Here is a 14256-nt window from a genome sequence, read left to right as displayed (position 1 = left end):
ACTTAGGTGACCTAGTTTTACTAATAAATAATGTGCGTTGTTTCAATATTTCTAATTATATAGAAATATGACTCAAATTTTTTTATTTATTTAGCAGATAGGGAACAAACTTTTGTGCGGTCTCCATGTTCAGGCTGTAGTAGATATACGTACCTTTCTTTTGCGATGTAAGCAGACCACAATCGGACAGCTGTTTCAGGTGATGAGACAGAGTCGATAGGGCAACCGTAACAAGGCGGCTCTCCAGATCGGCAGGACACAGGTTGCTTTCGCCCGATAAAATCTGAATGATTTTGTAGCGTGTTTGTTCGCCCAGCGCTTTATGAATTTTGACGACTTGTTCAATCTCATTTGAGTTTGATTGCATAATGATCTGTCCTTTCGTCTTTATTTCTTATTTCTAGTAATATAGAAATACAGTAGCATATGTTGTTTGAAAAGTAAACTCTCGGACGAAGATTCCATACTTTCTACTGCGTCTGTGTTAACAGCCGAAAGTCTGGAGTGACTTCCCCCGAGAGTTATGTGAGTTGTATATTACCGATCTAGGGAATCAACATAGTCTTTGGCTTCCTTCAACGAAAGACCTCGGGCTTCACGCAGTCGTTTGATCGCCATAATTTTTTTCCCTTGTTGTATCAGTGTAAGCAGTTCCTGATCCAGATCCGTTTGGGCTGGTTGGCTTGTGTGGGAAAGAGATGCTTCTTTCGGCGACAAGGTGTAATTGAAGTCGGATCGGACGCTGTCGGTTGAACCGTTCTCCAGACGCTCGACATCTCTTTTCAATTCATTTAATTGGCGTTGCAGGCTGGTGACTCTGACCAGTAACACAAAGATCAGAAGCAGCAAAACGATCCATACCAAGGTGTTCATTTCCATGATGTCATGTGCCTCACTTTCATTTATTCATATTTAGCCATTATTTTAGTTGAACCGGGATTTCCTTGACACCACGAACATTCATACCAGGTCTCCATTCCAGTTCATTCACATCTGCCTGAAGTTGTATATTTGGAAAACGATTCAGAAGTGTGCTGACTGCAATCTCACCTTCCAGACGAGCAAGCGGTGCTCCCAAGCAGAGATGAATGCCTTTGCCAAAAGCCAGATGCGAACTCTTCTCGCGTGTGATATCGAAAATATCAGCATCCTTAAACTGCTGTTCGTCCCGGTTGGCGGAATCAAGCGCAACAATGACAAGATCACCTTGAGCGATACGTTGTCCACGGAATTCAATATCTTCCAAAGCCCAGCGGGATGTGCTGAACTCCACCGGTCCGTTATAGCGAAGCATCTCTTCAATGGCATTGTGAATAAGCTCGGGCTGGTTGATGAGCAGTTCGCGTTGCTCCGGATGCTCCAGCAGGGCGAGAATCCCATTTCCAATCAGATTCACGGTTGTTTCATGACCGGCAATAATTAATAAGGAGACAACGCCAAGCAGTTCTTGTTCAGTTAACTGCTGCCCGGATTCTTCCGCAATGACGAGCTGGCTGATCAGATCAGTGCCGGGATCTTGGCGAACTTTCGCAAACCAGGCCATCAGGTAATCCGTAAACTCCCTGGCATGCTGCTCAAACAGCTCGGCGCTCTCGGCTATGGAAGCATCAATTATCGTATTGGACCAGATGCGGAATTTGTCACGATCGTCAAGAGGGACTCCCAGAATTTCACTAATGACAATGATGGGCAGTGGGAAGGCAAAGTCATCGATCAGATTCATTTTTTCCTGTGACGGGAGGTTGTCCAGCAGTTCATCAGCAATGTCCTGAATATGGCTCCGCATGTCTGCGACCAGTTTGGGTGTGAATGCTTTCTGCACAAGTCCCCGAAGACGTTTATGATCCGGCGGATCGGAGAACAACATATTATTGGAGAAGATGCTTTGATTGTCAGCGCCGTAACGTAGGACCATATCTTTGCTGAAGCGAGGATCTTTCAGGATATGAACTGCATCCTCGTATCGCGTAATAATCCAGCCGAATTCCCCGTGAGGAAACATGAGTCTGAAAAAAGGCTCCTCTTTTCTTAACTTTTCATATACCGGGTAAGGGTTATGCGTGAATTCTTTGGTAAAAAACGCTGGCCTTGAGGATTCGTTTGGTTCATTTGGGTTCAAATGCAAAATCTCCTCTCATATTCCTGCATAATACCTGCACCCTCTATATATTCAATATACAAGCTTTTGAAACCTTGTTTTTTCTTCATATGGATGATAGAGCAGGAAAATAGAGGAAGATGGAAGAAGACATGGTAGAGAGAATCGGTTATTATGCTTGGTAAAAATGAAAATGAGGTGAACGCTGACATGTCTTACGCACAACTTCCTTTGCATCACCACCAGATTCCGGCAAGTCGAATGGTTCTTGGCTGTATGCGGTTTGGGGGTGAATGGGATGGGCTCCCCATTACTTCAGATCTTGTTGTGGAAGGTCATCGAGCGGTAGAAGCAGCTCTCGAAATAGGCATTAATCACTTTGATCTGGCGGATATTTACACGCGTGGTAAGGCAGAGCATGTCTTGGGACGGGTTTTATCCGAAACTCCCGGCTTGCGTGAACAGATTATTATACAGTCGAAGTGTGGTATACGTCTTGTGGGTGATGATGAAGGACCGCAGCGTTATGACACCTCAGGTGCACATATCCTGGCGAGTGTGGACGGTATCCTGGAACGGCTCGGAATCGATTATCTGGATATTTTGCTGTTACATCGTCCTGATCCACTTGCCCATCCGCAAGAGATTGGAGAAGCACTGGCTGAGCTGCATCATTCCGGTAAAGTGCGCCATTTTGGAGTGTCCAACATGGGTTCTGAACAGATTCGTCTTCTTCAGCTTCATAGTAAAGTACCTCTGATTGTGAACCAGCTGGAGATGAGTCTGGATAAAATCGGCTTCGTAGAAGCCGGTGTGACAGTTAATCGGCCGCAAGCGAGGGACAACGTATTTCCCTATGGCACGATGGAATATTGCCAGGCAGAGCATATTCAACTGCAGGCTTGGGGTCCACTTGCTCAAGGACGATTTAGTGGCAGGATAGTCGAGGGACAGCGAGCGGAGATTGAGCATACGGCTCAATTGGTTGATCGAATGGCCAAGGAGCGTGGAGTTACACCGGAGTCTATTGTATTGGCTTGGTTAATGAAGCATCCAGCAGGTATACAACCTGTCATTGGTTCAATTCGACCAGAGCGGATTCTGGCCTGTCGTGATGCAACAAATATTGAACTTACCCGTTATGATTGGTACGAGCTGTATTCGTCTTCGTGTGGGCGTAGAATGTAAGTAGAGACTTCTGAGAGATTGGTTAGTTTCGATTAAAATTTATAGATGTTGGGTGAAATTTGAACATATAAGAAGACACAGGCTGCTGATGGCCTGTGTCTTCTTAGTAATAATCGGCTTCATTTGGTTGAAACACATGATGGAAAGTGTAATGATTCCTAAGGTCATATGGCCTACAATGCGTTTGCATGGGTAATAAACATGCTGATTCGGATCCGAAACCAGTGTGTTGGCACGGCTGTAAGGATATTTCACCTTCATATTTGCGCTAGAGGCTATGTCCATGGACTTAGAAGAAGTGCTGATAAGAAGGACGTTTCAACCATTTTTATCGTTTTACAGGGTAGTTGCTGGAGTGCTGTGATAAAATGATAGGAATAAGAACATACGATCTGTTTATGTGAGAGGAGACACCTTGACGATGGAGATGCTTAAACCACCCGCCGAGAAATTATACGAGGTTGAATTACGCGCGCTGCGAGAGGAAGATCAGGGGAAACGTCCCCCGAACTGGCTGTTATCTCCCGCCTATGTGCGCGATTTTATTATAGGCAGGGATAAGCCTGTGTTATTGAATGGAGAAGAGATCACGATTACCCGCAAATTCTATGGCAATGACGTGTTAATTGAACGTGCAGTGGTTACACTCGCAGGCAATCGAGGATTAATGCTCGTGGGAGAACCCGGCACAGCCAAAACTATGCTGAGCGAACTGTTGACCGCAGCAATCTCCGGAACCAGTCTGAACACGATTCAAGGTACAGCAGGTACGACGGAAGATATGATTAAGTATTCCTGGAATTACGCCATGTTGCTTGATAAAGGCCCTTCGGAAGCGGCGCTTGTGCCATCACCGTTATATAACGGAATGAAGAAAGGCATTCTTACCCGTTTTGAAGAGATTACACGTTGTCCGGCTGAAGCACAGGATAGTCTGATCAGTATTCTCAGTGACAAGGTCATGAGCATTCCTGAATTGGATGGCGGTGTACTGTTTGCCCAACCCGGATTTAACGTCATTGCTACAGCTAATATTCGTGATAAAGGTGTTAACGAAATGAGTGGTGCATTGAAACGTCGCTTCAATTTTGAAACGATCAAGCCCATTCATAACGTAAAAATGGAAGCCAAAATCATTGAATCCCAGGCACGAAGCCTGTTATTACATAGTGGAATTGATATTGATATTAACCCGGACGTGGTTGAATTACTGGCTACAACATTTATGGAACTGCGCACCGGCATGACACGGGAAGGGTACAAGCTTGACACCCCTCAAGCATCCATGAGTACGGCGGAAGCGGTGTCTGTCTATGTCCAGAGTGCGATGACTTCCTATTATTACGAAGATAAAGCTATTGGGCTGGATCGGTTGGTGCAGAACATGCTGGGGACCATTGCAAAGGAAAACGACAAGGATCTGTCCATTCTCAAAACCTATTTCTCCAAGGTCGTAAAAGAGCGTTCCAGAGAAGAGGGAATGTGGAAGGACTATTATGAGGAGAGAAAATGGATCGGTTAAGAGCAGTACTGGACCCTGATGTTGATCAGTTACAATCCTTGTTCGAGTCCCAGGTATATGACCTGAGTAATCATACGGTCTATTATCCAATACGACACCATAGCCCTGCATGTTCATATCACTTGTTACGATTAATCGGGGACTACAAACCGGATATTATTCTGATCGAAGGACCGGAGAGCGGTAATCCATTAATTTCGGTGCTGAGTGATGAGGCAACGATACCTCCTGTCAGTCTGTACTATACCTACGAGAGTGAATTGGAGAGAGAAGCCTGCTATTATCCGATGCTTCGTTATTCGCCTGAATATGTAGCTTTGAAAGAAGCAAAACGGCTGGATATTCCGGCGGAGTTTATTGACCTGGACTATCAACACTTCTCCACTCGTGCATCCAAATCTGACCAGACAGAACAAAAGGGGATCTCCATTCAGGACGAAACCTTGCTTGCGGGGTCTGATTTCATTAACCGATTATGCCAAAAAACAAACTGTCGCAGTTTTGATGAATTGTGGGAAAAGGTGTTTGAAATTGGTGGTCTGGAAAAATCCACTCGGGCATTCGTGCAGGATGTATTCACGTATTGTACTTTATCCCGAATGTGCTATTCCACGGAACGATTACAGTCTTCAGGTGATCTGGCAAGAGAAGCACATATGAGACAACGTATTAATCAAGCGGTGCAGGAGCATGACCGTGTGCTTGTCATTACAGGTGGATTTCATACGTATGGACTGTTGATGTCAGAGCAACATGAATCCCAATTGGAACAGCCAGAAATGGATAAACGGCATACAGACCAACGTTTGGATGGACAAGGTAAACCAGGAACGTCTCAACAAAGTGCGGTTAATCCAGATACGGTTCACCAACAAATGTACCCGATGGTCTATACCTTTGCTGAGGCGGATCGGCTCAATGGATATGCGAGCGGCATGCCTTATGTAAATTATTACGATCAGATCTGGAACCAGCTGCTTCGCAAAAAGAGTACACCGTATAATCTAACGGCTCTGGACTTGTTATCCCGGTTGATGCGCCAATTACGGGACGGACACGAGCATGTATCAACCAGTGATGCAATTGAGGCATACAGTATGATTCAAGGTCTTGCCGGGCTTCGGGGTAAAAGGGAAGGCGGCGTCTATGAGTTGATGGATGCAGCACTCTCTTCCTTTGTGAAGGGGGAGCTTACCTTGGCTACCGATAAACCGCTGCAAGAGCTGCAGCAGTTATTGACAGGAGACGTCATTGGAAGCGTGGCTCCCAATTCATTCAGTATTCCCATCGTGGAGGACTTCAAGGCTCGTTGTACAGAGTACAAACTGCAGATTCGTACAACAGGTCAACACAAGAAAGTGCTGGATCTGTATGCGAAACCGGAGCATCGTCAGATAAGCCAATTGATTCAATGCATCACCTATCTGGTTCCGGAATTCGCGAAACGGCAATCGGGGCCGGACTGGATCGCAGAGCGTGATATGAATCTTGTTCGCGAAACCTGGGTTTATATGTACTCATCTCGCATTGAAGCCAGATTGATAGAGAACTCTCTCTATGGTGGAACACTTGCCGGGGCCGCTACACGCAAAATGGAAGAACAGATGCAAGAAATACCGGATCATCATAGCGGTGAACTTGCCCGACTCATGCTTCAAGCGTTGCTCATGGGGCTTCAAGACACAGCGATGAAACTCTATGAACAGGTGCGCTCGGCGCTGAGAACCGACGGGAATTTTCTATCCTTATGTAACAGTCTGCATATCTTGAACCGAATTCATCAACACCGCAGGTTGCTGGGATTATCTGACGAGCAACATCTCCCTGATCTGGTATCCGAAGCTTATAGAAACGCCGTGGACAAGTTGTTACAGCTCTCCAGAGCCAATCCGGATGAACATGAAGCCATTATTCAGGGATTGAAGTTGCTAGCTATGCTCGCCGAGTCATCAGAGGGGTCTTTTCAGGATGAGACATTCCGAATACATCTGAATGAGCTTCTGTCGGATCACCAGCTTCCCGCTCAGCTGGAGGGTGTGTGTGTGGCTATTTCCTCAGGGCTAGGTGACAGGCCCAGGGATGAGATTGTTGATCGTGCTCGCGGGTATATCCATGGTACACCGGATCAGACCCGTCAAACGGCACTTTTTTTGCAGGGAGTATTCACTGTAGCACGTGACGCTTTTTTATATGAAGATCAGCTGTTGTCCGAGTTGAATTATTTGATTGAACAGTTATCCTACGACGACTTCATCAGTATGGTACCGGAATTGCGGTTGGCATTCACCTACTTTACACCAATGGAGACGGGCTTGATTGCCGAGCGGGTGGCGAGTCTGCATCAGGTTGAGCCAGAGGAAATGTTGAGGCCTGCGGTCGATGAGCAGATGCTGATTCAGTCCAAAGCATGGGACGAAGCGCTTCGAAAGGAGTTTGCCGCATGGAAGCTAATATGAATGAAGCGAATCGGACAACGGACGAAACCGGAGAAATCAATGAAAGTTCCAATCCGGATGGAAGCAAACGAGGGGATCAACATTCTGCTGAAACCTTAAATCGATGGCGTCTGATTCTCGGTGAATCGGCGGAAGAAGGGTTGTGTAATACAGACCAATACACTTCTGCTGAATTTCAATATACGGAAATCGATGAGATTCTGGGGTATCTGTATAACCGTGAATACGGTGAAGAACAAGGTTACCGAAAAGAGGGAGGACGCGGTGCGTCTAACCTGACTGTACCAAAATGGCTGCACAAGGTCAGGGATCTATTCCCCAAACCAACGGTAGAAATTTTGGAAAAACAGGCGCTTGATCGTTATGGGCTGACAGAATTGTTAACGGACAAAAAGCTGCTTGAATCCCTTGAACCCAACATGAATCTGCTCAAGAATATTATGCAGTTCAAAGGACGGATGAAAGGTGAGGTGTTAAAGAGCGCCAAGGATATCGTGCGAACTGTGGTTGAAGAGCTGCGTAGTAAGCTGGAATCTCAGACCCGAGCGAGTATCATGGGCAAGCGCAGTCGCTATACCTCGAGTTCAGTACGATCTTTGCGCAATCTGAATTTCAAGCGAACTATTACCAAGAATTTGAAGAATTACGATAAAAACAAGCGCAGGTTTGTAATTGATCGTCTGTATTTCGACGGGAATATCCAGCCCCATAACAAGTGGAACATCATCATTGGTGTGGACGAGAGTGGCAGTATGCTGGATTCAGTCATCTACAGTTCGGTGATGGCCAGCATCTTCTACCGCTTGAATGCGCTGCGCACCCAATTATTCATATTTGATACGCAGGTTGTTGATCTGAGCGACAGGTTAGAAGACCCCGTAGACGTGCTCATGAATGTACAGCTCGGCGGGGGCACACATATTACCAAAGCGTTGCGTTATGGCGAGACGTTAATCGATAATCCAGGCAAAACCATCTTTATTCTGGTCAGTGATCTGGAGGAAGGGTACCCGATCGCGCAAATGTACAAAGCCTGTAAAGATATCATCGATGCAGGATGCAAGCTACTGGTTCTCACTGCACTCGATTTCAACGGGGATTCAGTCTATAACAAACATGCCGCACAGACATTAACCAATATGGGGGCACATGTAGCAGCAATTACGCCTAACGAACTCGCGGATTGGATTGGCGAGATCATCACTTAAATTCAAGGAGGAATGTGTAATGCTTACCGTAGACCGCGCAGTTGAAACTTTGGTGGAGAAATTCGCAGTAACTTGTTCAAACGAGTACTCATTAAAAACAGATCGCAGCTCCGAAATTATCGATTACGTCTTGGGAACGACAGAAAAGTTCCCGGATATGATGGGAAATTCGAGTCATTATGTGTATCAAACGATTGATCTGCTCATGAAGCTTGCCAAAAAAGACGATGGAGATATCTTTTACCGTGCCGGGGCTATTGTGATATATCTGGAATCCAATTATTCCAAAAGAAATTCATGGAGAACGGATGCCTTTACTGTCTGTATGGGAAATGACTCCGAAGCCTACGGATTAAGCGGGAAGAGCAAAAGTGCTGATCGTATGGATGGATTGTTGTCCCGGTTGGAGAAGATCAAACAGTTTGCAGGCGAGAACGAAATTCTGACTGAATTAAAGAGTAAATTAAAGCGTGCCCAGTGGCTTTTTGATTCCAAAAAAGCGGACAGTCAAGGGGATTACCGGGATGTAATTAATGCATTAATGCTGCTGCAACTATATTCAAGACTCAGTGACACGGCTTCTCATCTTGCAGAGGTTCAATCTTCTGTTCAATCGTTACCAGTGTTGTTTCAACATGTGATGGCTAATGATGCAGATAAGTTGCGAGACGAGCTACATACGTTGATTGAACCTGTAGTGGTCAGTAATATTCAAGGAAAACATAACGGATCTTCCCAAGAATTGAAGGATGAATTCCTCAAGGAGAAGCGTAGTCAGCTCATAGCTGAACTGTATCCCAATACGTCTTTCTCTTCAAAAGAGCAATGTTCAAACACAGTATTCCATCAAACTATGGTACTTGTGAGTGGTGCCTTGTTGTACCTGATTAACATTAGTGGAGGTAAACAACGGTTCCTTGATACAAATAGTGAGATTGGGCATGTTTTGCTTCACACAGTACATCAATTACATGAGATTTATCCACTTGAAGTTCGCCGTTACTTGCTGAGTATGGACCCTAGAGCCAAGAGTCCAAATGATTTGCTTGCTGGACTTGTGCCTCTGGATGAACCTTATCAGTTGGTTGAAATGTTGCGGGACGAGCTTAATTCGTACACGGTATCTTGGAACATGTTACAATCCGCGATCGCGAATCGTCCTGAACAAGCGATTCGAGCATACGAGATTATGAAACCGCCATTCCTCAAACTCTGCATTCAGAAATTCATGGAGGATCAAGGATTGACATTGCCTAATGCGGAGGGGTCACTGGAGCAAGCGGTATTTAACGCTCTTCGGCATCCTTTGGACGGGGGACGTCAAGGACTTGCGATTGCAAGATACTTAAGTGGGGAAAACACCCTGGAGGAATATTGGGAGGACCCAAATAGTCGCGGATTGTTTAATCAACTGAATCGGGATAAGAAGCGTGTTCACAACCTCATTAGTATTAGTTTTCTGCCCTTGGATTCGGAGGCGATGCGCAGGTTTGCAATCCTGACTACTCATCCCGATTGGACACTGGATATTATCTCGGACATGTACAATTCATACGCTTTTAGTGGAGAGCAGCTGCTTCAACGTTACGGGCAAGACCCTGAGGTGCAACGTGAGAAATTGCTAACCAGCCTGATCTCACTTAATGGCATGACCGACTACAGATACAAATCGATGCCGCATGACGAATACCGCCGAATCATTCAGCACAATCTGGACTATGCACTGACACAGTACAAGAAACTGCCAACAGATACACGCATTTTAATTCTGGAGATTACCTTTGAACAGCGTGATGAGTTATCGAAGAAAATATTGGCCGAAGCGATTCGTGCCGGATTGCAGGATTCTTCCAAAAAGGCTAACGGCGTGGCGTTAGCGGAATTCAACCGAATTCCTGATCAGGACTTGTATACGCTCGTATACCTCTCGGAGAAAAAAGTAGCGATCAAAGAAATGGCTCTGACCGCAATCCGCAGTCTGGAAAACAGCAAGGAACTGTACGGTGAGCTTTTGAAGAAAGAGAAGTCCGACGATTGGAAGAGCTTGATCCAAATTCTGCTGGATACCGCAGATCTAAGTCCAGCGTATGCCCATGCTGCACTCGCTGATCAGGCAGATGCCAAAAAGTTGTCGAGACTGAGTTGGTTGTCCTTGAAAGATCTCCCTTCACTGATACGTATTGAAGACAATCAGCCGTTAGATGAGCGGATTAAACAGTATGCTTTGGTCCAATCATTGGATCATACATCCGGTCCTAATGAACGGTTGAATGAATTACGAGATTACGTAAGTGAGGCATCGCTCGCTCGTTTTGCAAGTGAACTGCTCCAGGTCTGGATTCAGGAAGGTGCTCCTGCAAAAGAGAAATGGGTGATGTATGTATCAGCACTCTTTGGCGATATTCACATTGTGAATATTCTGGCTCCGCAAATTAAGGAATGGACAGAAAACAGTCGTGGCGCGATTGCAGCAGATGCTGTAAAAGTGCTCGCTTATCTGAAAGATCCATCCGCTCTTATGGCGATTGACAAGATCAAACGTGGCGTGAAGAACCGTCAGGTGAAAGGTGCAGCAGAAGAAGCATTGCAACTTGCAGCCGATAATATGGGACTTACCTCGGAACAACTGGAGGATCGGCTGGTCACCACACTTGGTTTTGATGAAAAAGGAACTATGCAGCTGAGTTACGGAGAGCGTTCCTTCCTGGTTAAGGTCAATGGAGACTTACAAGTCGTTGTCTTAAATGAAGAAACGGGCAAATCCGTGAAAAGTCTGCCTGCTCCTGCACAGAAAGATGATCCTGAATTGGCAGCGCAGTCCAAGGCACGTTTCACACAGCTGAAAAAAGATCTCAAATCCATGGTTAACATTCAGGCGCAGCGTCTGGAAGAGTCATTGTCCAAGCAACGTCTGTGGTCTGCCGATGAGTGGAAAGCATTGTTTGTACAAAATGTAATCATGCAAAAATTTGCTGTTGGTCTGATCTGGGGAACATATGAGGATGGCGCTCTGATCAGCACCTTCCGTTATATGGAGGACGGCACCTTCAATTCTGTGGATGAAGATGAGGTTGATCTGCCTTCAGGTGCGCAGGTGGGACTTATACACCCGCTGGAACTGGATCAGGCAACGCTTGAAGGTTGGACAACGCAGTTGGAGGATTACGAGATCAAGCAGCCATTCGAGCAATTGAATCGTGAGATTCACCAGCCAGAAGATGAGGATAAAACGAAGAATGAATACGATCATCTGCCGGAGTCTGATTTTTCACCAACGGCTTTCCCCAAAGCACTGGAGAAATACGGTTGGATCAAAGGACCGGCACAGGACGGCGGCTGGTATCATGAATTTTATAAAGAGTACGGAGATCTTGTTGCAGAATTGCAATTCAGTGGTACGAGCATCACGTATTACGAGGGTTTGGATGACATTACCCTGGAATCCCTACATTTCTTCAAACCGAATAACAAGCAATATTATTACTACGGTGACAACAAACCCATTGCTCTAGGCAACGTTCCAGGTCGCGTGTTCAGTGAAACGATCTACGACATTCTGAGAGCAACGGGGCGTTGATGACGTGAGTGGATTCAAGGAAAAATTCCGGATTTTTTCGAAGCTGTGTACGGAGGATTATTTGATTCGGTATGCCAACAAGGGGTTGTACAAAAGGTCTTTGAAAGAGTTGGACAACGGTGTAATTGTAACATACACATGGAATGAAGCATCAGTGAGTTGTCAGCTCAGTGACGGGACACAATGTACGCTTGAAAATACGCTGGATCATTGGGAATGCTCCTGCCCGGCCGATCATATCTGCAAGCATGTGCTGATTGCAATTCTGTATGATCAAAGGGAATATACGGCAGAGGATTCAATGAATTTAGACGATAAGCATGCGCTGGATAAGGACTCAGGGATATCGGATAATGATCCGTTGGACGTACCAAAAAACGTATCAGTAACAGAATCAGCATCAAACTTAGTATCAAATGTGGACGATCCAAGCGAAATTCCGCATACGGTGTCACGTGAGATCGAGTCTCGCTTCCGCTGGATGACGGAGTCTGACCTTCCCGTGTTAATTAAATCGTATAGTTCTTCCATGATTGAGGAAGTTGTTTTCCGACTGAGATACCCAGAGGAAATTAAGATCTTTGAAGATTCACTTCTTACGGTTCATCTGACCACCCAGAATATCGAGGTGTCTTTTACGGAGGAACCGAACCTTGCGAAAGCACTATGTAAGGTGCAACAGACAGCCGGGAAAATGGCCAAGCTTGAAGCTTTGTTACGGTACCGGAACTTTAAAGGTCTGGATGATACGGATGCATTAAGTGGACGGGTGTACGAGGCCAAGTTCTCTCTTCAGACAGTGCAGGAATGTCGGGTTATGCTGGCAGGATTGTTGAAGACGGGACTGGCCCGCCTTCCTCAGTCCTATATGGCACAACTGGAGACTTTGGCAATTGCAGCTCATAGTGGCAACCTGCCTGACATAGAACGCAGTTTACGAGGGATTCAAGGAGAACTACAGTTGTTTTTCAACAGACATATACGTTTCTCCATGCAATCCATGTTGGATCGGGTAAGCAAGCTATATCTTGCACTCCAGGTTCTTGAAGAAGAAAAGGTGTCTGTCATTCAGCAGAGTCAGCTCATTGGCAGTTTTCGAAGTAAATACTTTACGGTTCCTTCACTTCACCTGTATGGACTGGGAGCTGACGCGTGGGAGACACGATCCGGTTTCCGTGGAATCACTTATTATTTCTATTGTTTCGATGATGAGGAAATCTACACCTATAGCGATGTACGTGCTGTATATTATGATGATCAGCAGTTCTCATATACAGAGCATTATGGTGCATTCACACCATGGCTGCCTAATCTGACTTTTCGCCAGTTTGTGGGTGAAGAAGTTCAATTCCATTCAGTAAAAGTGAATGAAGAACGCCGGATCTCTTCCGGGGAAGGTGCCAAGCTTGCGATTTTGCCACGAACGGGTGTGGAAACGTTGAATATGGGCAAAACCATGCAAGACGTAACGTCAGTACTTCAAGAGGAATCGCGATCGTTCGACTTGTTTGCTGCTCCCAAAGAACGATTGGCAGTGATCAAAGTTGCTCGAATCGTGGACCATAACTTTGTCAAACAAACGCAGGATCTTGTCCTGACGGTTGAGAATACCGAAGGGGAAAGACTGGCACTCACTCTCCCGTATTCATCTGACTGGCAGGCGATGATCCAAAGACTGGAGTCAGGATATGGTTCCCAATCGCTTGAACACTTCTATGCCTTTGTGCGTGTGGAACCAAAACGGATTAGCCCAATCAGTTTCCTGAAGGGCAAAACGGTGCTCAGTCTGAAAATGGATATCGGTAATGGGAGGATGGGCAGACTTGGAAGAATATAATCAGTTCATGCAGAAAATTAACGGCTGGTCAGAAGAGTTGCTGCTGCGCGGGTTATCTCAGTTTACGATCCGAGATATTGAGGTACTTGAGCAGCTCGCAGCGGAATCCTTGCGGTTGCAGATGAGTTTCCTGCATGAGTTGTTGAATCACCTCATCAAGGAAGGGCGTAGCGTGGCTCTTGGACAAGGTAATGAAGAGTTGCTGTTATTTCAGTATTGTCGTCTCACCCAATATGTACAATTGAGTGTGCAAGAAGAGGCGTAATATTGGTTAGTATTCTAAGCGAAGACCCATGAGAGCGATATGATGTAATAAACAAGATGTATTACAAGATGTATTATAGGATAAAAAAAGATTTGTAGAAGACCA

The 14256-nt window shown here is 45.7% G+C and carries 10 protein-coding genes; 7 read left to right on the top strand and 3 right to left on the bottom strand.

The window, feature by feature from the left end:
- Window positions 1-82: 82 nt before the first annotated feature.
- From NSQ20_RS18095 to NSQ20_RS18085, 3 genes are all read right to left on the bottom strand, one after another.
- Window positions 83-367, bottom strand: coding sequence for a metalloregulator ArsR/SmtB family transcription factor (locus NSQ20_RS18095; protein WP_340030492.1), 285 nt, complete (start codon window positions 365-367; stop codon window positions 83-85).
- Window positions 368-537: 170 nt separating this feature from the next.
- On the bottom strand, window positions 538-879 hold the full coding sequence (locus NSQ20_RS18090) for a ribosomal protein L7/L12 (protein WP_036673706.1): 342 nt from the start codon (window positions 877-879) through the stop codon (window positions 538-540).
- A gap of 40 nt (window positions 880-919) precedes the next feature.
- Complete coding sequence (locus NSQ20_RS18085; protein ID WP_340030491.1) at window positions 920-2119, bottom strand: cytochrome P450; 1200 nt, start codon at window positions 2117-2119, stop codon at window positions 920-922.
- Between the two features lie 189 nt (window positions 2120-2308).
- Here NSQ20_RS18085 and NSQ20_RS18080 point away from each other — a divergent pair, with 189 nt between their 5' ends.
- The 7 genes from NSQ20_RS18080 to NSQ20_RS18050 all read left to right on the top strand — a co-directional run bounded on the left by NSQ20_RS18080 (window position 2309) and on the right by NSQ20_RS18050 (window position 14151).
- A complete protein-coding gene (locus NSQ20_RS18080; RefSeq protein WP_340030490.1) occupies window positions 2309-3286 on the top strand; it encodes an aldo/keto reductase in 978 nt (325 codons plus the stop codon).
- A gap of 421 nt (window positions 3287-3707) precedes the next feature.
- Window positions 3708-4808 (top strand): AAA family ATPase, encoded by a 1101-nt coding sequence (locus tag NSQ20_RS18075; protein WP_340030489.1) that lies wholly within the window; start codon window positions 3708-3710, stop codon window positions 4806-4808.
- Entirely contained in the window at window positions 4796-7264 is a 2469-nt protein-coding gene (locus NSQ20_RS18070) for a DUF5682 family protein (protein ID WP_340030487.1), read from the top strand. Before NSQ20_RS18075 ends, NSQ20_RS18070 begins: the two co-directional genes overlap by 13 nt.
- Complete coding sequence (locus NSQ20_RS18065) at window positions 7249-8472, top strand: VWA domain-containing protein (RefSeq protein ID WP_340030486.1); 1224 nt, start codon at window positions 7249-7251, stop codon at window positions 8470-8472. Before NSQ20_RS18070 ends, NSQ20_RS18065 begins: the two co-directional genes overlap by 16 nt.
- Window positions 8473-8491: 19 nt before the next feature.
- Window positions 8492-12049, top strand: a complete 3558-nt coding sequence (locus tag NSQ20_RS18060) for a DUF4132 domain-containing protein (RefSeq protein WP_340030485.1) — start codon at window positions 8492-8494, stop codon at window positions 12047-12049.
- Window positions 12050-12053: 4 nt separating this feature from the next.
- Window positions 12054-13886 (top strand): hypothetical protein, encoded by a 1833-nt coding sequence (locus NSQ20_RS18055; RefSeq protein ID WP_340030484.1) that lies wholly within the window; start codon window positions 12054-12056, stop codon window positions 13884-13886.
- Window positions 13873-14151, top strand: a complete 279-nt coding sequence (locus NSQ20_RS18050; RefSeq protein ID WP_100527492.1) for a hypothetical protein — start codon at window positions 13873-13875, stop codon at window positions 14149-14151. The genes NSQ20_RS18055 and NSQ20_RS18050 overlap by 14 nt, the downstream gene beginning before the upstream one ends.
- Window positions 14152-14256 lie beyond the last annotated feature (105 nt).

This window comes from Paenibacillus sp. FSL K6-1122 (genome assembly GCF_037977015.1).
In the GTDB taxonomy this organism is placed as follows: domain Bacteria; phylum Bacillota; class Bacilli; order Paenibacillales; family Paenibacillaceae; genus Paenibacillus; species Paenibacillus amylolyticus.
This window is presented reverse-complemented; position numbering and strand designations above follow the sequence as displayed.